At 69.3% G+C, this 23,957-nt stretch carries 20 protein-coding genes and 3 pseudogenes; 11 read left to right on the forward strand and 12 right to left on the reverse strand.

The annotated features are described in order from the left end of the window. Positions 1-215: 215 nt before the first annotated feature. From DT019_RS20865 to DT019_RS20875, 3 genes are all read right to left on the reverse strand, one after another. Positions 216-1,556 (reverse strand): Dyp-type peroxidase, encoded by a 1,341-nt coding sequence (locus DT019_RS20865; RefSeq protein WP_114038397.1) that lies wholly within the window; start codon positions 1,554-1,556, stop codon positions 216-218. Positions 1,557-1,823: 267 nt separating this feature from the next. After that, positions 1,824-2,177, reverse strand: a complete 354-nt coding sequence (locus DT019_RS40305) for a hypothetical protein (protein ID WP_223279679.1) — start codon at positions 2,175-2,177, stop codon at positions 1,824-1,826. A 365-nt stretch (positions 2,178-2,542) separates the two neighbouring features. After that, positions 2,543-3,178 (reverse strand): TetR/AcrR family transcriptional regulator, encoded by a 636-nt coding sequence (locus tag DT019_RS20875; protein WP_189389777.1) that lies wholly within the window; start codon positions 3,176-3,178, stop codon positions 2,543-2,545. Positions 3,179-3,313: 135 nt separating this feature from the next. Here DT019_RS20875 and DT019_RS20880 point away from each other — a divergent pair, with 135 nt between their 5' ends. The 6 genes and pseudogenes from DT019_RS20880 to DT019_RS20905 all read left to right on the forward strand — a co-directional run. Then, a complete protein-coding gene (locus tag DT019_RS20880) occupies positions 3,314-4,462 on the forward strand; it encodes a VOC family protein (protein ID WP_114038399.1) in 1,149 nt (382 codons plus the stop codon). Positions 4,463-4,507: 45 nt separating this feature from the next. Beyond that, entirely contained in the window at positions 4,508-5,446 is a 939-nt protein-coding gene (locus DT019_RS20885) for a fumarylacetoacetate hydrolase family protein (protein WP_114038400.1), read from the forward strand. Between the two features lie 31 nt (positions 5,447-5,477). Then, positions 5,478-7,085 (forward strand): bifunctional 3-(3-hydroxy-phenyl)propionate/3-hydroxycinnamic acid hydroxylase, encoded by a 1,608-nt coding sequence (locus tag DT019_RS20890; RefSeq protein WP_114038401.1) that lies wholly within the window; start codon positions 5,478-5,480, stop codon positions 7,083-7,085. After that, positions 7,082-8,978, forward strand: a pseudogene (locus DT019_RS20895) (acetoacetate--CoA ligase). The gene DT019_RS20890 and the pseudogene DT019_RS20895 overlap by 4 nt, the downstream one beginning before the upstream one ends. Before the next feature lie 327 nt (positions 8,979-9,305). Then, positions 9,306-10,325 (forward strand): YdcF family protein, encoded by a 1,020-nt coding sequence (locus DT019_RS20900; RefSeq protein WP_114038402.1) that lies wholly within the window; start codon positions 9,306-9,308, stop codon positions 10,323-10,325. Positions 10,326-10,411: 86 nt separating this feature from the next. Next, a pseudogene (locus DT019_RS20905) lies at positions 10,412-10,604 on the forward strand (enoyl-CoA hydratase); the annotation flags it as partial. Between the two features lie 100 nt (positions 10,605-10,704). Here the strand turns inward: DT019_RS20905 and DT019_RS20910 are convergent. The 3 genes from DT019_RS20910 to aceA all read right to left on the reverse strand — a co-directional run bounded on the left by DT019_RS20910 (position 10,705) and on the right by aceA (position 14,555). Next, positions 10,705-11,574, reverse strand: coding sequence for a 3-hydroxybutyryl-CoA dehydrogenase (locus DT019_RS20910; RefSeq protein WP_114038403.1), 870 nt, complete (start codon positions 11,572-11,574; stop codon positions 10,705-10,707). Beyond that, positions 11,571-13,166 carry a malate synthase A gene (aceB, locus tag DT019_RS20915; RefSeq protein ID WP_114038404.1) on the reverse strand — a complete coding sequence of 532 codons (1,596 nt, stop codon included), beginning with the start codon at positions 13,164-13,166 and terminating at the stop codon, positions 11,571-11,573. Before aceB ends, DT019_RS20910 begins: the two co-directional genes overlap by 4 nt. Before the next feature lie 105 nt (positions 13,167-13,271). After that, on the reverse strand, positions 13,272-14,555 hold the full coding sequence (aceA, locus tag DT019_RS20920) for an isocitrate lyase (RefSeq protein ID WP_114038405.1): 1,284 nt from the start codon (positions 14,553-14,555) through the stop codon (positions 13,272-13,274). Positions 14,556-14,954: 399 nt separating this feature from the next. Here aceA and DT019_RS20925 point away from each other — a divergent pair, with 399 nt between their 5' ends. Beyond that, on the forward strand, positions 14,955-16,364 hold the full coding sequence (locus DT019_RS20925) for a short-chain fatty acyl-CoA regulator family protein (RefSeq protein WP_114038406.1): 1,410 nt from the start codon (positions 14,955-14,957) through the stop codon (positions 16,362-16,364). A 152-nt stretch (positions 16,365-16,516) separates the two neighbouring features. Here the strand turns inward: DT019_RS20925 and DT019_RS41100 are convergent, their stop codons facing one another. After that, entirely contained in the window at positions 16,517-16,672 is a 156-nt protein-coding gene (locus DT019_RS41100; protein WP_223279703.1) for a PxKF domain-containing protein, read from the reverse strand. 78 nt (positions 16,673-16,750) lie between these two features. On the opposite strand from DT019_RS41100, the gene DT019_RS20935 reads away from it, so the two are divergent. Both DT019_RS20935 and DT019_RS39660 read left to right on the forward strand, forming a co-directional pair. After that, complete coding sequence (locus DT019_RS20935; protein ID WP_114038408.1) at positions 16,751-17,962, forward strand: cation:proton antiporter; 1,212 nt, start codon at positions 16,751-16,753, stop codon at positions 17,960-17,962. Positions 17,963-18,227: 265 nt separating this feature from the next. Next, complete coding sequence (locus DT019_RS39660) at positions 18,228-18,407, forward strand: hypothetical protein (RefSeq protein ID WP_189389782.1); 180 nt, start codon at positions 18,228-18,230, stop codon at positions 18,405-18,407. 456 nt (positions 18,408-18,863) lie between these two features. On the opposite strand, the gene DT019_RS20950 is transcribed toward DT019_RS39660, so the two are convergent. Continuing rightward, positions 18,864-19,382 (reverse strand): MarR family winged helix-turn-helix transcriptional regulator, encoded by a 519-nt coding sequence (locus tag DT019_RS20950; RefSeq protein ID WP_114038410.1) that lies wholly within the window; start codon positions 19,380-19,382, stop codon positions 18,864-18,866. Positions 19,383-19,495: 113 nt separating this feature from the next. On the opposite strand from DT019_RS20950, the gene DT019_RS20955 reads away from it, so the two are divergent. Both DT019_RS20955 and DT019_RS40755 read left to right on the forward strand, forming a co-directional pair. Next, a complete protein-coding gene (locus tag DT019_RS20955; protein ID WP_114038411.1) occupies positions 19,496-20,017 on the forward strand; it encodes a phenolic acid decarboxylase in 522 nt (173 codons plus the stop codon). Positions 20,018-20,355: 338 nt separating this feature from the next. Next, positions 20,356-21,228, forward strand: a pseudogene (locus tag DT019_RS40755) (IS5 family transposase). An 87-nt stretch (positions 21,229-21,315) separates the two neighbouring features. Here DT019_RS40755 and DT019_RS20965 read toward each other — a convergent pair. From DT019_RS20965 to DT019_RS20985, 4 genes are all read right to left on the reverse strand, one after another. Beyond that, positions 21,316-21,762, reverse strand: coding sequence for a MarR family winged helix-turn-helix transcriptional regulator (locus DT019_RS20965; RefSeq protein ID WP_189389784.1), 447 nt, complete (start codon positions 21,760-21,762; stop codon positions 21,316-21,318). Between the two features lie 628 nt (positions 21,763-22,390). Then, on the reverse strand, positions 22,391-22,780 hold the full coding sequence (locus DT019_RS20975) for a hypothetical protein (protein WP_114038414.1): 390 nt from the start codon (positions 22,778-22,780) through the stop codon (positions 22,391-22,393). 14 nt (positions 22,781-22,794) lie between these two features. Continuing rightward, complete coding sequence (locus DT019_RS20980) at positions 22,795-23,067, reverse strand: hypothetical protein (protein WP_114038415.1); 273 nt, start codon at positions 23,065-23,067, stop codon at positions 22,795-22,797. 92 nt (positions 23,068-23,159) lie between these two features. Beyond that, positions 23,160-23,603 (reverse strand): hypothetical protein, encoded by a 444-nt coding sequence (locus DT019_RS20985; RefSeq protein WP_147267334.1) that lies wholly within the window; start codon positions 23,601-23,603, stop codon positions 23,160-23,162. Positions 23,604-23,957: the final 354 nt, after the last annotated feature.

Consider the following 23,957-nt stretch of genomic DNA (forward strand, 5'->3'; position numbering starts at 1 on the left):
CGCAGTTCGCCGGCGAGGACGCCGTGGCTCTTTGCGTGTGCGTCGCGGAGGCCGTGCCGGTGTTTGTCGGCAACTTGCTGGTTGGCCTTGCCCATGGCCGCGATGACTTGGCGGATCAGTTCCTCCTCGTCAGGGAAGGGCTGTTCGAGGTCGGGGCGGTATGCAACGTACGAGCGGGGTGTGGTCACGGGTGGCCTCTGCACGAAAGTGGGGGGTCAGATGCCGGCCAGCCAGCGGATGGCGGACAGGCTGGGCATGAAGAAGTACTCGCCGCCGAGCAGGGTGTTGAAGGACTGGATGTTCTGCACGCGGCAGGGCGGCGTGCCGGGCACGGTGAAGTAGGCGCCCTTGTCCTGAAGGGAGATCATCGGGTCCTTCTCCTTGCCCAGGCCCATGAAGTTGCCGGAGCCGACCCATTCGCTCTGCAGGAACTCGACGTTGTCGATCGCGCGTGCGCCCAGGGCGATGAAGTCCAGGCCGCGCGGCCGGCCGTCGTCCTTGAGCCGGTCCGGGGGCAGCGGGGTGCCGTAGGAGGTGCCGCGGCGGAGGATCCGGCGGATGTTGACGTCGGTGAGGACCGTCAGCTGGGTGTCGCGTGGGTTCATCCGGCGGATGTGGCAGCCCAGCGGGGTGCGCAGTCCGCGTGGGTCGGCGGAGTAGTCGAAGTCGTTGATCCGGTTCGGGTCCTCGCCGATCGAGGGATCGTCGCGCTTTGGCGCCAGGGCCAATGGTGCGCCGCTGCGCCAGCGGCCGACGAGCTTGGCGGCAAGGAGTTCGCGTTCGGCTTCCGTACGGGCGTTGTCGTGCAGCCACTGGTTGAAGGCGCCGACGTGGGAGTGGTACTTGCGAAAGACCACGTAGGTACCGTTGCGGCCGAGGACGTCGGGGGCCGGCATGGGCAGCGGGGCGCCCGTCTCGCTCGGGTACCCGAGCACGAACTCGCCCGCCTTGATCGGGCGCCCGTCGCCGGGAAGTGGTTCGGCGCCGCTGCCCTCGACCACCGGCTGGCTGAAGCCGTCCCGGTAGCCGAAGACGTTGAACCCGTCGGCCGCGAAGTCCTGGTGGGACAGCAGCCGCACACCGGGAGCCTCGGCCAACTCCTTCTCGTAGGCCGCGACTTCAGAACGCCAGGCGTCCTCGCTCGCTGCGTACACCGTGACAGCGACGTGCACCTGCGGCGTACCGAAGGGGAACTCCCAGTTCTCGGGCGCGTTCACGCCGGTGTCGCGCAGCCGCCCGGCGCGGGCGGCCATGCCGGCACGGAAGTTGGCGGGAAAGGAACTGAGTGATGCCTCCGGCACGCCCAGCGCCACCAGCCCCTGGTAGCTGAGGGCGAGGGCCAGCCAGGACGGCCGCGATTCGTCCCAGCGGGCCGCGGGCGTCACCCGCAGAGCCAGCCTGCGCAGCAGTTCCCGGCCCGCGCCCGGCTCGGCGATCTCCAGGATCGCGTGCGTGCCGAAGTAGGGCTCGGGCCGCGTCCGCAGCAGCGTCGCCGGGATGTCGTCGAGGTCCAGCGCCGGTGGCCGCTTCAGCCGCCTGAACAGTGGATTGGGCATGGTGCGGTGCCTCAGTTGAGTTCGGTGACGAACTTCTGCACGGCCGCGTCCTGCCGCTTGAGCCGCTTGGCCTGGGCGACGGTGAGGGTGGGGTGCGCCACGAACCACGCCTCCACCGGGATCTGGTACTGGACGATGAAGTCCTTGACGTCGGGCGAGGCGATGCCCGGCCAGCCTCGACGTTGCTGAACACGTAGTCCATCATGTCGGGGATCTTGGTGGCGGAGTCGTCGCTGTAGGGGGCCCACTCGCCGTCGAAGGCGGTGGCTAACAGCAGCTTGGTGTCGTTGTCCAGGAACACGAACCGCGTGTTGTGCAGCGTGCCGGCCTGCCCGGCGCCCACCAGGTTCCGTCGATCAGCTGGAAGAACTTGTGGAGCCGATCGGCGCCGCCCGGCTTGAGCGGCAGGATGGTCGTCAGCTCCGACACCTCACCGCTCTTCGCGCCCACCCGGCCCGCAGTCGTCACCGCGTGCTCCTCGAGCTCCTCCTTGTCGGCCAGCATGTTGCCGACGCGGATCTTGAACGCGACGGACGCGTCCGTCAACGCGGTCTGCACCTTGTCCCGGATCTCCGGCGGGAACTGCGCGAGCTTCGCGTTGAGATCTTGCTGGGCCAGCATGCATCTCCAGTTCCCAGAACACCCCTACGCGCGCATGTAGTGATGTGTATGGCACTCTCTGTACGCAAACGCGGCACCCGTGTAATCGGATGCCTCGGGGCGGTGGATCGCACTCCGAGGAACCAGGTTCCGACCGACCTCCCCTACGCCCCGCGCCGGTTCCCCGGCGTCCCCGCCCAGGATCAGGTCCCGCCCGTTCGCGGGATGTGTGCGGACCAGGCCCCGAGGAGCGACGGGGCCCACTCGCGCACGGCACCCGCTGTGACCGGTGCAGTGAAGGTCAGAGGGAGTGGTGATGCGCGTCTGCACGTGCGCCGGGACGCGAGGTGACCGACGTCGCTGGGGCGGGTCGGGGATGACCGGGATCAGTCGAGTTCGGGAAGGGGGCGCCGGGCGACCTCCTGGGCGTCGTCGGCCGACAGGCCGAGCATGCGCAGGACCATCTCGGCGAGGTTCACGGCGGCCTCGTCGCCGTCCACCTCTGGGCGGGCGAAACGCAGTTCCACCAGGGACAGCAGGGTTCCGCCCAGTGCGGACAGGGCGACGGTCGGGTCGAGGTCGGTGAAGCGGCCGGAGGCGATGCCGGCCTGGAGATCGCGCAGGGCGCGGCGGGCCAGTCCGTTGTCCGAGTGGACGTGCCCGAGACCGCGGCGGCGCAGGACCTGCATCAGCTCCGGGTGCGAGTCGGCCATGCGGGCGCTGAGCCGGAAGCCGGCCGCGAGGAGTTCCGCCGGGTCGTCGATCCCGGCGAGGTGCTCGTCGAAGTTCTGGCCGAACTCCTCCAGGGCGTCCACGACCGCCGTCTCAAACAGCTCGGCCTTGGAGTCGAAGTGGTTGTAGAAGGAGCCGAAGCCCACGTCGGCGCGCTCGGCGATGGCCTGGATGCTCGAGCTGGTGTCGCCGTTGTCGGCAAGTATCTGGCGGGCCGCTCGCACGAGAGCCCTGCGGGTCTCCGCGCGACGCCGCTCGAACCGGTTGCTGGGTGGGGCTTGCGTGGGCATGTGCAGAGTCTAGCCGCCGGGGCGATGGCGGCCACAGTCCTGATGTTTTCATCATTCCTCTCCGCGAACACCTTGACGACGCATCTGTCAAAGCTGATGATTTCATCACTACGGCAATGTCGCTCGGAGGGCACCATGTCTGAAACCCGCGTCAACGGGGCCGACGTCATTACGGCCCACCAGGACCTCCACAGCGCGCAGGGCGCCCTGCGCGGCGAACATCCCGGCCGCTCCCGCAATCCCGTGATCAAGGTGGCCGACCTGGGCTGGCTGGAGTTCGAGAAGCCGGACCTGGAGCGCGCCGAGGTCTTCGCCCGGGACTTCGGGTTCGGCATCGCCGCGCGCACCGAGCGTGAGCTGTGGCTGCGCGGCACCTTCGCGGGTCCGCCGTGCATGGTGATCCGCAAGGGGCGCACCTCCCGTTTCCTCGGCCCGGCGTTCCGGGCGGCCGAGCGCGGTGATCTGGAGCGGCTGGCCCGAGCCACCGGGGCATCGGTACGGGATTCCGACGTGCCCGGTGGCGGAGGAAAGGTGGTCGATCTGCTCGATCCGTCGGGCTTCCCCGTGCGGGTCGTGCACTGCGGTCAGCAGCTCCCGGCGCTGCCGGAACAGCGGCCGCTGCTCCTCAACTTCGGTACGGATCACCGCCGTACCAACTCCGCCCAGCGCCCGCCGCGCGAACCGTCGCGCATTCAGCGTCTGGGGCATGTGGTGCTGGAGACGCGGGTGTTCGGCCGGGCCCTGGACTGGTACTTGGACACCCTCGGGATGATCGTCTCCGATTTCCTGTTCCTGGACGGCCAGCGCGACCGCGGTCCGACGATGGCGTTCATCCGCTGCGATCTGGGTGGCGTACCGGCCGATCACCACACGCTGGCCATGCATCTGGGGCCGGGCACGGGGTATGTCCACTCCGCGTACCAGGTCACCGACCTGGACTCCATCGCCGCCGGCGGCGAGTACCTCAAGGAGCGTGGCTACCAGCGCAGTTGGGGCATCGGTCGGCATGTCCAGGGCAGCCAGCTCTTCGACTACTGGCGCGATCCCGACCGCTTCATGCTGGAGCACTTCGCCGACGGCGACCTGTTCTCCTGCGATGTGGAGCCCGGCTGGGCGCCGATGTCGAGCAGCGGTCTGGCCCAGTGGGGCCCGCCCGCCACGCGTGACTTCCTCGGTTCCAACCCCTCCCCGCAGCGGGTCCGCGACGTCATCGAGGCGCTACGCGGTGACAACGAGCTGGACCGGGCGCGCCTGCTCGGCCTGCTCAAAGCCGCCAACTCCTGAACCACCTCAACCCTCACACGCCAATCCCCTGACAAAGGCACTGACATGAGCACCAATGTCCTGCGCACCGCCGACGGCTGGTGGGTCGTCCGAGGCGACCGCGCCGTCCCCGTCGAGACCAAGGCCGCCACTACCGCTGAGCTGCTGGCCGACCGCGCCGCCGTCCGTGAGGCCGCCGCCTCCGGCGAGGAGGGCACACCCCTCGCCGACCTGGTGGTCCTCTCGCCGGTCACCACGCCCTGCCGGGTCGTCGCCCAGATGGTCAACTACCGCAGCCACGCACGCGATTCGGGTTTCACCGGCGACATCCCGCCCGCGTTCTTCCGCAAGGCGTCCGGTTCGGTCAACGGGCCCGGGGATGCCGTCGTCCGCCCGGCGCACGTGAAATTCCTCGACTACGAGATCGAGCTCGGCCTCGTCATGGGCGCGCCGCTACCCGTTGGCACGGTCGTCGAGGAGCGGGACCTGCCGTCGTACGTCGCCGGGCTCGTCGTCACCAACGACATCAGCGCCCGTGACGTCCAGCTGACCAAGACACAGTTCTACGAGAGCAAGTCGTACCCCACCTTCACCCCGACCGGGCCGTACCTGGCCCTCCTTGAGCCGGAGGACTTCGCCCATCTCCTCAACCTGCGGCTGAGGCTGAGCGTCAACGGGGAGCTGCGGCAGGACCGCACCCTCGCCGACATGATCGTCCGTCCGGCGCAGGCGCTGACGCTGCTGGCCCGCTTCCAGACCTTGGACGCCGGCGACCTGCTGCTCACCGGCACCCCCGGCGGCACCGCCCTGAAGGCACCACCGAAGGCAGTCGAGAAGATCGGCGCGCTGCTGCCGCCCGCCGTGAAGTGGAAGGCGTTCTTCAAGAGCCAGGCGAAGAACCCGCACTACTTGAGCGCGGGTGACGTGATCACGGCGTCGATCGCGACCCCGGACGGACGGATCGACCTCGGCGAGCAGCGCACGCCCGTCGCGGACACGAACTGACACCCGAACAGGCACCCGAGGTGAGCCGCACATGACCGTCGATGAAGCCGCACGTCCGCCCGGCGCGGAAGCCGCACGTGTGCCCGTCGTGATCGTCGGCGCCGGGCCGGTGGGTGTGACCGCCGCCCTGCTTCTGGCCCGGCGCGGAATCCGCAGCGTCGTCCTGGAGCGCCACCGGGACGTCTACCCGCTCCCACGCGCCGTCGCCACCGACGACGAGGTGCGCCGGATCCTCCAGGCCGCGGGCGCCGGTGAGGAGTTCGCCGCGATCGCCCGCCCGGCGAACGGGCTGCGGCTGCTCGATGCCCGGCACCGGGTGATGGCAGAGTTCCGCCGCTCCGCGCACGGCCTGCACGGCTACCCGCAGACCAGCATGTTCGACCAGCCCGAACTGGAACGCGTACTGCGCGACGCCCTCGCCCGGCACCCGGAGTGCGAGCTCAGAGGTGGCGCGGAGGTGACCGGCATCGGCCCGGACACCACCGGGCCCGTACGGGTCACCTACCGCGACGACGGTGGCGAGCACGAGCTGTGGGCCGACGCGGTGCTGGGCTGCGACGGCGCGAACAGCCTCACCCGCCAAGCCGTCGGCGCCGTCTGGGAGGACCTGCGCTTCGAGGAGGACTGGACCGTCATCGACGTCCGGACCACAGCCGCCGTCCGCTGCTGGGATGGCGTCGACCAGGTCTGCGACCCGGACCGGCCGGCGACCTTCATGCGGGTGGGCGAGGACCGCTACCGCTGGGAGTTCCGGCAGCGCGAGGGGGCAGAGCAACCGGTGCGCGACCTGATCGCCCCGTGGCTGCCGCCCTCGTACGCGGGAGATTTCGAGATCGTCCGCGAGACGCAGTACACCTTCCGCGCCCGCGTCGCCGACCGCTGGCGCAGCGGCCGGGTCTTCCTGCTCGGCGACGCCGCCCACCTCACCCCGCCGTTCATCGGCCAGGGCCTGTGCGCGGGCCTGCGCGACGCCTACAACCTCACCTGGAAGCTCGCCCGCGTCCTCCAACACGGCTCTCCGGACAAGTTGTTGGATACGTACGAGAGGGAACGCAAACCCCACGCACGCCATGTGATCCGGCTCGCGGTCGGCATGGGCTGGGCCATGACGGGCGGCCAGGACAACGCCGCCACCCTTCGCCGCAGGCTCCTGGCCGCCGCCTGCCGCATACCCGGCCTGACCCGGTTGGCCGGCCGCGACATCGCCCCGCCCCTGACCGCCGGACCGCTCGTGCGGCGCACCACCCGCCGGGGCCTGGTCGGCACGCACTGCCCACAACCCTGGGTGAGCGTCGACGCACGGCGGACCCGCCTCGACGAAGCGCTCGGCGACTCCTTCGCCGTGCTGACCGCCACCGAACCCACCCCCTGGCTGACCGCGCTCGCCCACGGTCTCGGCGTACCCACGGTCCCGGTCGCCGGCCTCGGTGACGACGGCACGCTCGCCGCCTGGCTGCACGCCGGACACGCGGCCGCGGTCCTGCTGCGCCCCGACCGGATCGTCCTCGACGTCGTCCCGGCCGGCGCACACGACTTCACCGGAACCGCCGCCTGGGCAGCACTGCTGCACACCACACGACGCCCTGGACCTTCCGAACAACCGGTCCCGAACAGCCTGTTGAGGAGTACGACGCGATGAGCACGCCCTTCTACACACCTGATCCGGAGACGGCGGCCGCCAGTCGCATCGCGGAGTTCGCCCGGCGTCAGGGCATCGCCCCGGACGACTACACCGCCCTGCACCAGTGGTCGGTCACCGACCTGGAGGGCTTCTGGGGCGCGGTGTGGGAGTACTTCGACATCGACGCGGACACCCCCTACGAGCAGGTCCTCGCCGAGGAGATCATGCCCGGCGCCCGCTGGTTCCCCGGCGCCACCCTCAACTACGCCCACCACGCCCTGCGCAACGCAACCGACGAGGCGGCGATCCTCGCCCTCGACGAGACCGACTCCGCATACGAGGTGACCGGCGGGCAACTCCGCACCCAGGTAGCCTCCGTGGCCGCCACCCTGCGCGACCTGGCCGTCGGCAAGGGCGACCGGGTCGTCGGCTACCTGCCCAGCACCCCGCACACGATCGTCGCGTTCCTGGCCGCCGCGAGCCTGGGCGCCGTGTGGTCGGTGTGCGGGCAGGATTACGCGCCTCAGGCCGCCGCCGACCGGTTCGCCCAGCTCGAACCCACCGTCCTGATCGCAGCCGACGGCTACCTCTTCAACGGCACCACCCACGACCGGCGCGACGCCACCCTCGAACTGGCCCGCGCCCTGCCGACGTTGAAGGCGACCCTCCTCGTGGACCACGTGGGCCTGCCACGATCAGAGCAGGCATACCCGTCGCCGCTGGTGGCGTGGCAGGACGCCACCACCCGTACCGAAGAACTCGCCTGTACGCCGGCGCCGTTCGACCATCCCCTGTGGGTCGTCTTCTCCTCCGGCACCACCGGCCTGCCCAAGCGCATCGTCCACGGCCACGGCGGCGTCCTCCTGGAGCACCTCAAGACCCTCGGCCTGCACTCGGACCTCGGCCCGGGCGACCGCCTGCTGTGGTACACCACCACCCACTGGATGATGTGGAACCTGGTCGCCTCCACCCTGCTGACCGGCGCCACCACCTGCACCTACGACGGCAGCCCGGCACCCTCCACCCGACCCGGCATCCTCTGGGAACTGGCCGCCCGCCACCGCGCACGACCTGTCCGCGGTCCGCGCGCTCGGCTGCACCGGCTCCGCCCTCCCGGCCTCCGCCTACCCCTGGGTCCGCGACCACGTCGGCGGCCATGTGCTGCTCTCGTCCACCAGCGGCGGCACCGACGTCGTCTCCGGCTTCGCGGGCAGCGCGCCCACCACACCCATCTGGTCCGGAGAGTTGTCCGCACCCCACCTCGGCGTGGCCCTGTCCGGCGTACGACAGCGGGGGCGCCCGGTCACCGACCAGGTCGGCGAGCTGGTCGTCACCCGCCCCATGCCGTCGATGCCGCTGCACTTCTGGAACGATCCCGACGGCACCCGCTACCGCGACGCCTGCTTCACCACCTACCCCGGCGTCTGGCGGCACGGCGACTGGATCACCGTCACGGGTCACGGCTCGGTCATCGTCCACGGCCGCTCCGACAGCACGCTCAACCGCAACGGCGTCCGCCTGGGCAGCGCCGACATCCACGACGTCGTCGAACGCCTCCCCGAGATCGCCGAGGCCCTGGTCATCGGCGTGGAGGAGCCGGACGGTGGTTACTGGATGCCACTGTTCGTCGTCCCGGCGACCGGCGTGACCCTGGACGACACCCTCCGCGAGAAGGTCCGTGACACCGTCCGCACCGGCGCCTCACCGCGCCACGTCCCTGACGAAGTCATCGCAGTGCCGGGCATCCCGCACACCCGCACCGGCAAGAAGCTGGAGGTCCCCGTCAAGCGGCTGCTCCAGGGTGCCCCGGCCGAGCAGGTCGTCAGCCCTGCTGCCGTGGACGACCCCGACCTCATCACGTACTACGCGCAGCTGGGGACGCAGCGCCGCGAGGGCAGAACCACCACATGATCACAGGGCATGCCGCCGTACTGGACCCACACCCAACTGACCTTAATGAGGTGGGGCTTGGAAGCCGGGAGGGCAGGCAGCTGTGGTGCCGGATCAGCCCTACCCGTTCCCCTTCGGCAAGGCCACCCGCTGGTAAGCCTCCGGCTGGGCCCAGAAAACCGCGAGGCCGGCTGGGCCAGCTTGGCCCCGCCCCCGGGCTCCGGCCGGACCGAAGACCGCGCCGGGCAGCCAGTAGGCGGCAGAATCCCGTGATGTGGGCCGCCTGCACCGAACGTTCGCAGCGCCGGCGGCCGCCGACGATCCTGTAACGGTTTGCGAGGACCCGCGATGGCCTTTCCCTTTCTTTCCTATTTCCTGGCGGCCGCTCTGGTCCTGCTGGTCTTCCTGCGGCGCTTCAGCGATGACCAGCGCCGTTTCGGCAACGGCGTCCTTCTGGGCCTGTGCACACTCTTCCTGCTGGCCGGCTCGTTCATCGGGCTCGATCACTTCCTCCGACCACTTACCCGGGCGGTGTCAACCGGCCTCATCGTCGGGGCCACAGTCGGTACGGTGGTTGTCGCCGGGTTCCTGGTGACCAACGGGATCCGGATGATCCGTACGGAAGGCGGCGGCCTGGCCAACCTTCTCCCGCTACTGGCGGGCGTCGCGGTCCTGGTGGCACTCGGCCTTCTGGGTGCCGCCGCCCGGTTCGAGAACGGCCTCCTGCGCGCGGCGGCCACCGCCACGCTCTTCCTCGCCGGCTACCTTTCGTTCCTCTTCGCCTGCTTCATCGGCTATGCCGTCCTGTACCAGCGGGTCGCGGGGCGCCGCCCGGTGGACTTCGTCGTCGTCCTCGGCGCCGGGCTGACGGACGGCTCCGTTGTGCCGCCGTTGCTGGCCTCGCGGCTGGAGCGGGCACTGGCCCTGTACCGGCGGCAGAAGGCACGAGGACGCTCCCCGATCCTGCTGGTCTCCGGCGGCAAGGGCGCCGACGAACAGGTACCGGAAGCCGACGCGATGGCCGACTACCTCACGGAGCGGGGGGTCCCGGACGAGCATGTCGTACGGGAGAACTCCTCGACGAGCACCGAGGAGAACCTGAAGTTCAGCCGGGAACTGATGGAGCGGCTGCGGCCGGGCTACCGCTGCGTCATCGTGACCAATGACTTCCACGCGTTTCGCGCGGCCGTCCTCGCACGCAGGGCCGGCGTGCCGGGTGAAGCCGCGGGCTCGCCGACGGCGGCGTACTACTGGCCGAGCGCCACCCTGCGGGAGTTCGTGGCCGTCCTGGTTGCCTACCGTGTGACGAGTCTGGGGATGGGCGCGCTTCTGCTTGTCGCCGGGGTCCGGGCGGGTTGGCATGGCTGATCCGGTGGACGCCTGAGCCGGAAACCGACAGGGACAGCGCTCGGAGCGCATGCTGTCGTGCCGGGCGCCAGGCGTGTCTCACGGATATTGTGCCCGCCGACGCGCTGGCCGCGAAGGCGCTGGCGGAGACCGTGGCGGGCATGTCGCTGCCGCTGGCCATGATGGCGAGGGAAGCGGTCGGCCGCGCCTTCGAGACCACGCTCACCGAGGGCGTCCTCATCTGAACGCCGCGTCTTCCACGCGGTGTTCGCCAGCGCCGACCAGAAGGAGGGCATGGCCCGATCCAACACCGCTGAACCGTACGCACCGGCGAGGGGCTCGGAACAGTTCCGGGCCACTCGCGGCGCAAGGCGGTTGGTTCCGCCGCCACATTATGTCCTCAGTCCTGGTCGTACCTGTGGAACCCCCGGCCGGTCTTGCGGCCCAGCAGCCGTGCTTCCACCATCCGCTGGAGCAGCGGCGGCGGCGCGTACAGGGGCTCACGGAACTCGTCGTAGAGCGCCTCCGCAATGGAGGCGACGGTGTCCAGGCCGATCAGATCCGCGAGCTTCAGCGGCCCCATGGGGTGGGCGCAGCCAAACTCCATGCCCGCGTCGATGTCGATGGCCGTGGCGAAGCCGGACTCAGCCATCCTGACGGCGGACAGCACGTACGGGATGAGCAGGGCGTTGACGACGAAGCCTGCGCGGTCCCGGGACCGGATGACGGTCTTGCCGAGCGTGCGGGTCGCGAAGTCCTCGACCAGAGCGGTCGTTGCGGCCGAGGTGTGCAGCGAGGTCACCACCTCGACCAGCGGCAGGACGGGTACGGGATTGAAGAAGTGCAGGCCCACGACTCGGTCCGCGTGCCTGGTCGCCATGCCGAGCCGCATGATCGGCAGGGAGGAGGTGTTGGTGGCGAGGACGGCCGCCGGGTCTTCCACGATCTTGTCGAGGGCGGCGAACACCTCGGTCTTGGCGTCAGGGTTCTCGATGACGGCCTCGACCACGAGCTGCCGGTCGGCAAGATCTTCCAGGCTGCCGGTGAACACCGTCCGGGCGAGCACGTCCTGTGCCGCCGCCCGCTCCAGCTTGCCGCGACGCACCGCCCGGTCGAGCGACGCTGAGAAGCGGTCCCGTGCCGTGCGGGCGGCAATCGCGTCCACCTCGCAGACCACGGTGTCAAGACCGGCCCGCGCACACACCTCGGCGATGCCGGCGCCCATCTGCCCACCGCCGACCACCCCGACCCGTGCGATGCCCGCGCTCATGCCCGCACCTTTGGCCGGCGCACGAGGTGACGGGTGTAGGCGTCCGGCGTGAAGAACAGCGGCAACTCGCCCGCCAGCGCGGTCCGTTCGAAGAGAGCGCGGATGCCCTCGACGAGTGCCCTCGGGTATGCGGCGCCGAGCGAGGCGACCTCGTCGTCGAGCAGTTGCCCCACCGTCTCCCGGTCGATCACGCGGTGCCGGAGCCACTGCCAGATCTGCACGCGGGCGATCTCGGCCGTGGCGGCGTCCTCCATCAGCCCATTGATGGCGACCGCGCCCTGCCCAGCCAGCCAGGCGGCAAAGTACCGCAACGCCACGCAGACGTTGGTGCGCACCCCCTCCGCCGTGGGCGGGCTGCTGATCCGGCGCACCGAGAGCAGTTCGGCCGGGGTCACCTCCACGTCGTCGCGGATCCGGTCGAGCTGGTGGGGCCGGTCGCCGAGGACTCCGTCGAACACCTCATGACAGACGGGGACGAGCGCGGGGTGGGCGACCCAGGAACCGTCGTAGCCGTCCTCGGCCTCCCGCTCCTTGTCGAGGCGGACCGTGGCCAGCGCCGCCTCGTTCGTGGCGGGATCCTTGCTGGGCACCTGTGCGGCCATACCGCCGATGGCATGCGCGCCACGCCGGTGGCAGGTACGGACGAGGAGTTCGGTGTACGCCCGCATGAAGGGCGCGGTCATCGTGACCTTCGCCCGGTCGGGGAGAAGGAAATCGCTGCGGTGGCCGAACGTCTTGACCAGACTGAACAGGTAGTCCCAGCGGCCCGCGTTCAAACCCGCGCTGTGCTCGCGCAGTTCGTAGAGAATCTCCTCCATCTCGAACGCGGCGGTGATCGTCTCGATCAGGACCGTGGCGCGGATGGTGCCGCGCGGGATGCCGAGCAGTTCCTGGGAGAGGAGGAAGATGTCGTTCCACAGGCGCGCCTCGTAGCGGTTCTCCAGCTTGGGGAGGTAGAAGTACGGGCCGGATCCGGCGTCGATCTGCCGCCTGGCGCAGTGGAAGAGGTAGAGCCCGAAGTCGACGAGTGCGGCGGACACCGGGCGGCCGTCGAGCTCCAGGTGCTCCTCGTCCAGGTGCCAGCCTCGGGGCCGGACCATGATGGTGGCGACCTGCTCGCCGAGCCGGTATTCCTTGCCCTGCGCCGTGGTGAAGTCGAGACGTCCCTCGACGGCGTCGAGAAGGGTGAGCTGCCCGTCGATCACGTTGGTCCACAACGGTGCGGTGGCGTCCTCGAAGTCCGCCATCCACACCTGCGCACCGGAGTTGAGCGCGTTGATCGCCATCCGGCGGTCCGGCGGGCCGGTGATCTCCACGCGGCGGTCGGTCAGCCCGGGCGCGGGCGGTGCCACCCGCCATGTGGGGTCCTTGCGGACGGCCGTGGTGACCAAGGGGAAGTCGAGCGGAGAGCCCGAGGCCAGCCGTAGGGCCTGCCTGCGGCGTTCCTTCATCAGGTCCCGCCGACGTGGCTCGAATGCCTCGGCCAGTCGGCCGACGAAGTCCAATGCGGCTGGGGTGAGGACCTCGTCGTGCCGGCGGCCGGGAGCGGCGAGGACACGAACCTGCTGGGTGAGTGCGGTGACGGTGGACATCTGGCTCTCCTGAGGGATGGGAGCGGAGGGGGCGGGGACGGTTGCCCCCCTCCGCTCGGCCGATCGCCCGGCCGGACGGGGGGGCGGCGTGTCCGGTCCGGCGGCCTAGTGGAACTGCTCTTCCTCCGTGGAGCCGGCCAGGGCGGTGGTGGAGGAGGCGGGGTTGATGGCGGTGGAGACCTGGTCGAAGTAGCCGGTGCCGACTTCGCGCTGGTGCTTGACGGCGGTGAAGCCGTGCTGCTGCGCGGCGAATTCGCGCTCCTGGAGGTCGACGTAGGCGGTCATGCCGTGGTCGGCGTAGCCGCGGGCGAGGTCGAACATGCCGTGGTTGAGGGAGTGGAAGCCGGCCAGGGTGATGAACTGGAAGCGGTAGCCCATCGAGGCCAGTTCGCGCTGGAACTTGGCGATCTGGTCGTCGTCGAGGGATGCCTTCCAGTTGAAGGAGGGCGAGCAGTTGTAGGCGAGCATCTGGTCGGGGTGCTCGGCGTGGATGGCTTCGGCGAACTCGCGGGCCTGCGCGAGGTCGGGGGTGCCGGTCTCGACCCAGATGAGGTCGGCGTACGGCGCGTAGGCGAGGCCGCGGGCGATGACCGGGGCCATGCCGTTCTGCACGTGATAGAAGCCCTCGGCGGTGCGTTCGCCGGTCACGTACGGGGCGTCGCGTTCATCGACGTCGCTGGTCAGCAGGGTCGCGGCGAGAGCGTCGGTGCGGGCGATGATCAGGGTGGGGACGTCGGCGATGTCGGCGGCGAGGCGGGCCGCGTTGAGGGTCCGGATGTGCTGGGCGGTGGGGACGAGCACCTTGCCACCGAGGTGACCGCACTTCTTCTCGGAGGCGAGCTGGTCCTCGTAGTGGATACCCGCGGCGCCGGCCGCGATCATGGCCTTGGTGAGCTCGAAGGCGTTGAGCGGGCCGCCGAAACCGGCTTCCGCGTCGGCGATGATCGGGGCCAGCCAGTCGGTGGTGTCGGTGCCGCCCTCGGCGGTGGCGATCTGGTCCGCGCGCAGCAGCGCGTTGTTGATCCGACGCACCACCTGGGGAACGGAGTTGGCCGGATACAGGCTCTGATCGGGGTAGGTGTGCCCGGCCTGGTTGGCGTCGGCGGCGACCTGCCAGCCGGACAGGTAGATGGCCTGGAGCCCGGCCTTCACCTGCTGGACGGCCTGCCCGCCGGTCAGCGCGCCCAGCGCGTGGATGTAGTCGCGCTCGTGGAGCTGGCGCCACAACCGCTCGGCGCCGCGCCGGGCGAGCGTGGCTTCCTCGCGGACGCTGCCGGAGAGCCGCACCACGTCCTCGGCGCTGTAGGTGCGCTCGATGCCCTTCCAGCGCGGGCTCGTTGCCCAGCGGCGCGCCAGCTCCTCGGCCGCCTGAGTCCTCGCTTCTGCCATGACTGTCTCCGTCTCCTCGGTCTGTGCTGCTGGTCGGTTTGTGCGGCTTGCCAACCCCGCTACCCGGATGACAGGGGCGGCACTGCGTGTCGCGTAAGGGCTGGGATGCGGCCCGCCGTCACCCGCACCGTGGAGCTGAGCAATGCTGCTGGTGCAGGTGTCCGCCGCTGCCGGGGTCTCCGACGTCAGGGCAAGAAATCGCGCCCCGGATTCGCGCTGTGCCTGCCGGTCTGGCGGGCCGCGCTACGACTCTGGCATTGGCACTGAGTGCCAACAAGGAGGGATCAGTGCCAATCTTTGCGAATCTTCCCGCGGGTTTTGCCAATCTTGCGAAAGTCTGGGGGTGGCCTGTCCGCTTACGCTGACCGGACCAAGTTGCCGGTGTGGAGGAGCGGTTCGGTGAGTAAGACATACGCGGGTGCCCGGCTGCGGAGGCTGCGCGAGGAGCGCGGGATGAACCAGACGGACCTCGCCCGTGTCCTGGGCATCTCCCCGAGCTACCTCAACCAGATGGAGCACGACTCCCGCCCCCTCACCGTGCCCGTCCTGCTCCGGCTGACTGAGGCGTTCGGCGTGGACCCGGGGTTCTTCTCCGAGCGCGACACCACCCGCTTGATCGCCGACCTGCGCGAGGCGCTCGCCGGGGAGATCGCCGAGTCCCACGTTTCCGCCGCCGACCTCAGTGACCTGGCCACCCGGCTGCCCGGCATCGCCAAGGTCCTTCTCGACCTGGGCCGCCGCAACCAGCAGCTGTCCGAGCGCCTGGCCGGGGCGGCGGATGTCCGGGACCGCGATCGAGGAACCACCTCCACACCCCACGAGGAGATCCGCGACTTCTTCTACCGCCGCCAGAACTACCTTCACGACATCGACCTCGCCGCCGAGCGGCTGGCCGGTGAGATCGGCATCCGGCCGGGGGAGGTGGTCGGGGCCCTCACCGTGAGACTCGCCGATGCGCACGGCGTTCATCTGGCCGCGGAGCCCGGCGCGCGGCTGCACCGCTATGACAACACAACCCGCACCCTCCACCTGTCCTCGCGGCTGCGCCCAGGTCAGCGCGCGTTCCGCCTGGCCACGCAGTTGGCCCTGCTGGAACACGGCGAGGACATCGATCGACTGGCCACCGAGGACTTCCCGCCCGGCTCGTCCACCGAGGCACTGGCCCGTATCGGCATCGCCAACTACTTCGCTGCCGCGCTGATCCTGCCGTACGGCCGCTTCCACGCGTACGCCGAGCAATCCCGCTACGACATCGAGCGGTTGACCGATCACTTCGGCCTGGGCTACGAGACCATCTGCCACCGGCTGAGCACCCTCCAGCGGCCCAGGCTGCGCGGCGTGCCGTTCTCCTTCGTACGCGTCGACCGCGCCGGCAACCTGTCCAAACGCCAGTCCGCGACGGCCTTCCACTTCTCCCGCGCCGGCGGCACCTGCCCCCTGTGGAACGTCTACGAGGCGTTCGCCGCCCCCGGACGCATCCACGTCCAGATCGCCGAAATGCCCGACACGCAGCGCTACTTGTGGACGGCAAGAGCCGTCACCCGCCACCGCGGCGGCTGGGGCGCCCCGGGCAAGACCTACGCCATCGGCCTCGGCTGCGAGATCCGCCACGCCCACCGGCTCGTCTACTCCGACGGCCTCGACCTCACCAACGCCTCAGCCGCCACCCCCATCGGCATGGGCTGCCGCGTCTGCGAACACCTCGACTGCTCCCAGCGGGCCGCACCACCCCTGGGCCGCCCCCTGCTCATCGACCAGAACAGCAGCACGTTCGTGCCCTACCCGGTCGAGGGCGACCAGCCCTTGTGAAAAGCCCCCTCAGACCTTTCTCGGCGGTCAGGCAGGGGGTGTTGGCCGTGTCCAGTCAGTGGTGTGCGCCGGGAGGCAGCCGATGCCCGAGTTGAGGTGGGTCGTGCGTTGGTGCCCCGCCGGTATCCGGCGGGGCACCAACGAGGGGAAAGTCAGTTGAAGGAGCAGTTGGCAGTGTGGTCGCTGCTGTCGCTTAGGCCGAGGTGGAACACGCGGCAGGTGCCCTTCCAGGCCCTGTCGGTCTTCCAGACGTAGGTGCACTGGCCGGTGCATACGGATGGCCACTTGCCGGTGCTGTCCGGGGTCATCGTCGCGGACCATGCCACCGTGTCCACCTCGTTCGCGATGAAAGATCCTTTTGCCCGAATTTATGCTACTCAGTAGATATGCCGCACCCTGGAACGCTCATCCTGATCATGGCCATCGCGGTGCTCGCCCCGCTTCTCGCCTTCGCCACGAGCCGCCGACTGAGCGTGCCGGTGGCCATCTTCGAAATCGGGCTGGGCATCCTGATCGGCCCCGATGTGCTGGACTGGGCGCACCCCAGCCAACTCATCAACACCCTGTCCAACCTGGGCCTGTCGATGCTGATCTTCCTGGCCGGGTACGAGATCGAGTTCGATGCCGTTCGCGGCGACACGCTTCGGCGCGCGGTGACAGCGTGGGTCGTGTCGCTCGCGACAGGACTGGGTATCGCGTTCGCCCTGACCGGCGCGCAGGTAACGAAAAGCTTCGTCATCGGAACCGCGCTGACCAGTACCGCCCTGGGCGCCGTGCTGCCGATGCTGCGTGACTCAGGTGTGCTGCGCACTCGGTTCGGCACGGTGGTGATGGCGTTCGGAGCGGTCGGCGAATTCGGCCCGGTCATCGCGATGGCCGTCCTGCTCAGTGGCCGCGCCCCCGGCGCCGCGACCGCCGTCCTCGCCGCCTTCGCCGCGGTGACGGCGGGGGCCGTCTACATGGCGCTGCGCCCGCCCCCAGCCTGGTTCGCCCACGTCATCACCGCCACGCTGCACACCAGCGGGCAGTTCGCCGTCCGGCTGGTGATGTTGCTCCTGGCCGCCATGCTCGGCCTGTCCGTGGCCTTCGGCCTGGACACCCTCCTGGGCGCCTTCGCCGCCGGCCTGCTCACCCGCCTGGTCCTGCGCGGCGCCGGCCCCGAGAACAGCGAGGAAGTCCTGGGCAAGATCGAAGCGATGGGGTTCGGCTTTCTGGTGCCGGTGTTCTTCATCGTCACCGGCATCAACTTCGACCTGCACGCCCTGCTCGACGGTGGCCGTCCCCTGCTCCTCCTGCCCGTCTTCCTGCTCCTGTTCCTTCTGGTACGTGGCGGCCCCGCCTGGCTTCTGGCCCCGCGTAGCCTGTCCCGCCGCGAGCGGACCTCGCTGACCTTCTACTGCGCCACCTGTCTGCCGCTGGTCGTCGCGATCACCACCATCGGGGTAAGTGACGGCGCGGTGGAGCCCAGCGAGGCGGCGGCCCTGGTCGGGGCCGCCATGCTGTCGATCCTGTTTCTCCCTCTCCTCGCTCTCAAAGCACTCCCGACCGGCCGTGCTCGCCCTTCCATCGGCACGACGGAGACCTCGGAATCCTGGTAGCACCAGCCGCGAGGTCCCCCAGCGGGCCGGGCCGACGCGCCCACCAGCACCTTCAGCAAGTCGGCATCAGGGACGGCGAAAACGGTCACCGCGGGGGCTCCCTACTGCCCGTCAGCAACCCGCCTTCTGCCAGCACCAGCCTTGACCGGGTCAGTCCAATCAACGGCCGTTCGCTACCGCCGGCCGGGCCCGGCCGGCAGGTCGGGGCCAGCGCCCGCGCCCTGAGCCGACTGCTACGCGACGAGCTCGGCATGACGCTCTACGCGTGGCGCACCCAGATGCGTGTGCACCACGCGCTTGTACTCCGGGCCAGGCCCGCCGCCTGCTGGAGTCCACCGGTCTTCCGGTCACCTTCACCCCGCTCGATGCCCCGTACACCATGCACGAGCCGATGGCTCAGCTGTACGTCGACATCGTCACCGAGTGGATCAAGGCCCTGCCCTGACCGAGGCGGCACTCCATTGCGTTGAGCCCGCACGGCTCGGCGCAGGCAAGCCAGCACCGAGCACCCATGAAAATCCGGCACCACCATCGAACGGCAGTGGCCAGAGGTGCTGTCGAAACCACTCGTGATAAACCGGCCGGTCCTCTCCGGCGTTCCGGCCAAGGGCGCGAACTTCCTCCGCACGTCTCGAGCCGAAGGGCTCAGCTTGCCTCTCTCGGGGATCGGCCGGCGGGGTGTGGGTGCTTCTTCGGACGGCAGTCCGCTGAGGCGCTCGATGTTGACGGCGATGGCCGTCAGGACGCGCTGGACGTGGGCCCTCCCTGCCCGGCCAGGCAAGCCTTCCCGGCAGAGCCGGGCCGGGAGGGCGAAACGTACCTTCTGACACGGCGGTCGGCATGTCCGGCCGCCGTGCTTTCGGTGCCCCGTTGTTCCGACGCGCGCGGGCGCCCCGGTCCGTCAGCCGGCGGATGCGCCGCGACCGCCCTGCCCCGCTGAACGGCGGGCCACCGTGGAGGTCTGTCGCTCCACGGTCAGCAGCAGCCGGTCCAGGGCGGGCATGGCTGCGGCCAGTGTCGCCCGGTCCTCCGCCGGCAGTTCGGCGCTCGCTTCGGCCAGCGCCGCCGTACTAGCACTGTCGTAGCGCGCCAGCAGTTCCCGCGCCTTGTCCGAGGCCGTGAGCGTCACCGTTCGGAGGTCGTGCGGATGGGACATCCGCTCCACCAGGCCCGCCGCCGTCATCGTGCGCACCAGGTTGCTCACCGTGGACGGCGCGATGCGCAGCCGTGCCGCCGCCTCGCGCGGTGCCAGCCCGTCGGGGGCGGCGGACAGCGTCCGCAGCAGTTCGATCTGCGCCTCGGGCAGATCCGGCAGCCCCTCCGCATTCCGTGTGGCGCGGAGCACGGCGCGCCGCAGCGGCCCTAGGAGTCTGCCGAGTTCGAGAGCGACGTGGCCGGTGTCCGCTGAGCTGCTGTCCATCCCTCCATTCTGTCAGCCGTACGGCACAGTTTTGATGCAAAACTATTTTGTGGCAAAATCAAATAGCGGGAGCCGAACCGGGCGACCGCCACGCACCACCGAGGAGAAGCGCCATGACCACCACCGTGCAGAACCCCGTGCCGCCGCAGGACCTGGCAGGCATAGTGGGCCACCGCTTCATCTACACGTACGCCAACGGCTGGCAGTACGAGATGTACGTGAAGAACGCGACCACGATCGACTACCGCATCCACAGCGGCATGGTCGGCGGCCGTTGGGTCAAGGACCAGAAGGTCGACCTGGCTCAGCTGGCCGACGACGTCTACAAGGTCTCGTGGAACGAGCCGACGGGCACGTCGGTCGTCGTGAACGTGCTGCCCGGCCGGCGCGTCCTGCACGGCACGATCTTCTTCCCTCACTGGATCGAGGAGGACGGCAGCAAGACCGTTCTGTACCAGAACGAGCACCTGGACGAGATGCGTGCGTTCCGCGACGCGGGGCCGACCTACCCGATCTACGTCGTACCGGAGTTCGCGAAGATCACCCTGTTCGAGCACGTCGGGGAGGACGACGAGCAGGTCATCGCCGTGGGCCCGGCCGATCTGCCGGCCGGCTTTGCCGACCGCACCAACTGAGGCCCTGACGGCCTCCCCCAGTCCTGCGCTGTCCTTCGTCACTCACCTGTCGATCGCGGTCGCCCACCGATCGACCTCTGCACGGCTCATTGACGACCATCGAGTGGGAGGCGCCGCTGGAGCCCGCACCGCCCGCGGTGGAGCCCATCCCTCCGTCACCGGGCGCCGCAGCTCGTAGGAGGCGGCCTCCAGGCCCTTGACGGTGAGGTTCCGCAGGGACTCCCCGTCTCGGTGAAGCCGCCGTTCTCGGAGAGGCCGTGCTTGCGCATGTCGGAGAGTGCGCCGGTGTCCTAGGGCGTGTATCGGAAGTGGATCCTGAGGTGGGATGATCTGATTCTGTGGCACGTGGAGACCTGACGGATATGCAGTGGGCCTGTCTGGGGCCGCTGTTGCCCAGGGGTAAGAAGCCGGGCCGTCCGCCGATATGCACCCGGCGGCAGCTGATCGACGGCATACGGTTTCGCACCCGCACCGGCGTCCCGTGGCGGGACGTGCCGGAGCGGTACGGGCCCTGGGCCCGGGTCTACGACCTGTTCCGCCGCTGGCAGCGGGACGGCACATGGCGGCGGATCTTCGCTGCACTGCTGGCCCAGGCCGACGCCAAGGGGCTCATCACCTGGGACATCAACATCGACTCCACCGTGTGCCGGGCCCACCAGCACGCCGCCGGGGCGAGGAAAAGGGGGACCTGCAGGCCGAGCCGCCCGGTGGCGTCGCCGTCGAGCCGGACGACCATGGGCTCGGACGCTCGCGTGGCGGCCTGACCACAAAGCTCCATCTGGCCGTCGAGCAGGGGCAGAAGCCCATGTCCATCGTGATCACGGCCGGGCAGCGAGGCGACTCCCCGCAGTTCGAGCCCGTTCCGAAGAGGGTCCGCATTGCCCGCCAGGGGGCTGGCCGTCCACGCACCGGGCCCCGTCGGGTCCGCGCCGACAAAGCGTACGCCTCCCGCAAGAACCGCGCCTACCTGCGCCGACGCGGTATCCGCTGCACCATCCCGGACAAGGCTGACCAGGCCCGTAACCGCAAGAAGCTCGGCTCTCGGGGCGGTCGGCCGCCGAAGTTCGACGCGGAGGATTACAAGGCCCGGCACGCGGTCGAGTGCGGCATCAATCGCCTCAAAGGCATCGTGCCGTGGCCACGCGGTACGACAAACTCGCGGTCCCTACGAAGCAACCGTGCTCATCGCAGCGATCAACGAGTGGCTCTGACCACGGTAAACCCTTCGTCAACATCACCTGGCGGGCCTTACAGTAACGAGCCCCGGCTCGGGTACGTCGACCTTTACGACGGCACCTTCAGGCGAGGTTGTCGATGACGTGCTGGAGTACGGAGACCGCCGTCGCGTAGTCCTCCTCCCTGATGTCGCCGAGGAGCTCCGCGCGCACCCGGTCCATGTGTTCCTTCGCCGTCGCCAGGCCCTCGTGGCCCTGTTCCGTGAGGGGCAGCCGGCCGTCCGCGCCGACGCCGAGCCAGCCTCGGTGCACGAGGGCATCGGCGGCGTGGACCATCACCTGGGTGTCCATACCGTAGGGCACGTCCAGGGCACGGATCTCTTCTTTGGTGAGGCCGTGCTTGGCCCGGACGATGTTGTTGAGCGCCCACCACTGGGGCTGGGTCACGTCGATGCGCGCCAGGGCAGCCTGCGAGTGCCGCAGGATCGCCTCGGTGGCGCCCCAGGCAACCAGGGCGATCGGCCACTGATCGAGCATGGCGGTGTTCCGCAAAGTGCTTATGGTCGTCATGCTCGCGAGGCTAGGACCTCAAGTGCGGTTGAGGTCAAAGCCGGTTCAGACCAGCGCCACCGCGCAGCCGCCGCGAGATGCGACGAACTCGCCGTGCGTCAAGAGGTAACCGCACTGGTCACAGTCCTCAACAAGTGGCTGTGACCAGCACTTTCGCAACACGCCCTAGGAGGAGCGGGCCTGCTTCTGCTTCGACGGGGTCGGCTTGTCGGCGTGCCGGAAGGTCTGGTGCGGCGCGCCGATCCGCCGGATCTGATCACCCGTCGCGACCTTCAGCACCCCCGAGCACCCGCAGCACGTCACCGCGGTAGCTGTTCGTCGCCCCCGCCGGTTGGTCTTCCGCTTCCCCGCCATCCGCTTAATACGAGGCGCCCGCGGCCCTGTTGAGAAGCTCGCGAGCACCGGGCCCCACCTGCACCGCCGCCGCGGCAGCCAGGGCCGCCAGGTCCCGGACTTGGAGATCCGGACGCTGGTGCCGGCGTCGCACCAGGCGCCCGGGACCTCGACGAGTGTGGGCTCGGAGAGAATTCATGTGCCTGCGAGCATCGCGCTGACCAGCAACGTCCAGTCTCGTAATCCCCACGTCAATTCTCTGCGAGCCCTCAGCTCGAAGTGATGCAGGCAGACTTCAGCAGACGGACGGGTTGTCGCAGTCGAACCTCACCGCGTGCGCGGTTGGATTGAATCCGGGTGTGCTCCACGGAGTGCCGCGCCCCGGGTTGCCCTTGCCCGCGACTGCCAACTCCCCCCGGCAGTCGGTGGCGGAGACGAAGGTCGCGAAGATGTGCGCCGTCTTGTCAGTCTGGTTGGTGCCGTCAGTGCTGCCCTCCGCAGGCATCTTGATGCACTTGCCTGCGGGTGGATTGCGCATGTCAAGGCTGTGACCGGACTTGGTGTTGAAGAGGAAGTCGCCGTGGGCGATCTCTGCGGGGGCCGCGGAAGCCGGGGCCATTGCCGCTGTAGCGGCGAGCAGGGCCGTGATGGGCAGAGCCCACAGGATATGTGTCCGACGGGTCATGGGGGCCTCCCCTGTCAGGTGTGGGTGATCTCGATCTGCGTGTGGCAGTTCGGATTTGGGCTGATGTCACTGGTGTGCAGCACCTCGCGGTTGCCGACAAAGGCACTGGCCGCGAATTTGCGTACGTCCGCACAGGCTCCCAGGTCGAAGGTGGCCGTGGCACCTGACCTGATGTGACGCTGGGTGATCAGGCGGATCACCGGGTCGCTGTGTCGGCCGACCGCCACGTCCACTTCGTCGAGGCCGAACCCCGAGTGGTTGACGACGTCCACACGGTAGTTGGGCACGGCCGGGGGCGGTGAAGCCGAAGCGACGGGTGCGGTGGCCAAGCCTGAAGCGACGGCGAGCAAAGCTGCGCAAGCCGCCCTCGCTGGCGCCTTCACCGCCTTGCCTCCGCCCTGTTCACCTGCACAGCGGCGCGGTCCCTGATGGTGATGATGTCGTCGCAGCCGACGGGATCGGCGTCGACATCGCCCGTAGTGAAGACACGCACGCCGCCAACGAGGCCGCTGACCGCGTACTGCTTCACGTCGGAGCACGGCCCGAGGTCGAAGGAGACCACGCTGGACGCCGGGACGTTGAACTGGTGGAGGATCTGAGTGACGGGCGTGCTGTGCCGGGTGAAGGCCAGCGCGACCTCGTCGAATGCCTGACTGGAGAAGTTGTCGACCTCGACTTGGTAGTTCGCTGCCTGCCGCACCACGGCGCTCGGTGCCGTCGACGGACTCGTGCCGACCGCGTGTCCGGATACGGGAACCGCGGTCGAGGCCAGAAGGCACGCGGCTGCCGTGACAGAAATACGGCCGAAGGATGAGAGACGCATGGTGATACCCCCCTGTAGTCGCCCAGATCTGCATCTGCGCTACCTGGTCAGGTAGAACCAGAAGAGCACGCATCAGACCCAATTAGGTATTTTATCCAGGCAATTAACCCGAATGGTGGAGCGCACAGGCACGTCGCACATCATGAACCCGACGCGGCGTGGAACGGCTTCATCCGGCAGGCCGGGGCAGGAGCAAGACCTCCTGAGGAACAAGTGCCGAGAGACCGTCAACGGGTGCCCGGGCATGCCGCAGAGCGTTGCGGTGTCCGCCAGGGCATGCTCCAGTGCCAGGACATCCGTCTCGCGTCCACCTAGTGATCACCAACGGACGGTGTGTGCCCAGTCGATGCCGAG

The organism is Streptomyces sp. SDr-06, from assembly GCF_003324565.1.
Taxonomy (GTDB): domain Bacteria; phylum Actinomycetota; class Actinomycetes; order Streptomycetales; family Streptomycetaceae; genus Streptomyces.

What these genes read in the sequence shown, in the direction of transcription:
- DT019_RS20865 (WP_114038397.1), bottom strand. Translation starts at nt 1,556, where the DNA reads ATGCCCAATCCACTGTTCAGGCGGCTGAAGCGGCCACCGGCGCTGGAC.
- DT019_RS40305 (WP_223279679.1), bottom strand. Translation starts at nt 2,177, where the DNA reads ATGCTGGCCCAGCAAGATCTCAACGCGAAGCTCGCGCAGTTCCCGCCG.
- DT019_RS20875 (WP_189389777.1), bottom strand. Translation starts at nt 3,178, where the DNA reads ATGCCCACGCAAGCCCCACCCAGCAACCGGTTCGAGCGGCGTCGCGCG.
- DT019_RS20880 (WP_114038399.1), top strand. Translation starts at nt 3,314, where the DNA reads ATGTCTGAAACCCGCGTCAACGGGGCCGACGTCATTACGGCCCACCAG.
- DT019_RS20885 (WP_114038400.1), top strand. Translation starts at nt 4,508, where the DNA reads ATGAGCACCAATGTCCTGCGCACCGCCGACGGCTGGTGGGTCGTCCGA.
- DT019_RS20890 (WP_114038401.1), top strand. Translation starts at nt 5,478, where the DNA reads ATGACCGTCGATGAAGCCGCACGTCCGCCCGGCGCGGAAGCCGCACGT.
- DT019_RS20900 (WP_114038402.1), top strand. Translation starts at nt 9,306, where the DNA reads ATGGCCTTTCCCTTTCTTTCCTATTTCCTGGCGGCCGCTCTGGTCCTG.
- DT019_RS20910 (WP_114038403.1), bottom strand. Translation starts at nt 11,574, where the DNA reads ATGAGCGCGGGCATCGCACGGGTCGGGGTGGTCGGCGGTGGGCAGATG.
- aceB (WP_114038404.1), bottom strand. Translation starts at nt 13,166, where the DNA reads ATGTCCACCGTCACCGCACTCACCCAGCAGGTTCGTGTCCTCGCCGCT.
- aceA (WP_114038405.1), bottom strand. Translation starts at nt 14,555, where the DNA reads ATGGCAGAAGCGAGGACTCAGGCGGCCGAGGAGCTGGCGCGCCGCTGG.
- DT019_RS41100 (WP_223279703.1), bottom strand. Translation starts at nt 16,672, where the DNA reads ATGACCCCGGACAGCACCGGCAAGTGGCCATCCGTATGCACCGGCCAG.
- DT019_RS20935 (WP_114038408.1), top strand. Translation starts at nt 16,751, where the DNA reads ATGCCGCACCCTGGAACGCTCATCCTGATCATGGCCATCGCGGTGCTC.
- DT019_RS20950 (WP_114038410.1), bottom strand. Translation starts at nt 19,382, where the DNA reads ATGGACAGCAGCTCAGCGGACACCGGCCACGTCGCTCTCGAACTCGGC.
- DT019_RS20955 (WP_114038411.1), top strand. Translation starts at nt 19,496, where the DNA reads ATGACCACCACCGTGCAGAACCCCGTGCCGCCGCAGGACCTGGCAGGC.
- DT019_RS20965 (WP_189389784.1), bottom strand. Translation starts at nt 21,762, where the DNA reads ATGACGACCATAAGCACTTTGCGGAACACCGCCATGCTCGATCAGTGG.
- DT019_RS20975 (WP_114038414.1), bottom strand. Translation starts at nt 22,780, where the DNA reads ATGACCCGTCGGACACATATCCTGTGGGCTCTGCCCATCACGGCCCTG.
- DT019_RS20985 (WP_147267334.1), bottom strand. Translation starts at nt 23,603, where the DNA reads ATGCGTCTCTCATCCTTCGGCCGTATTTCTGTCACGGCAGCCGCGTGC.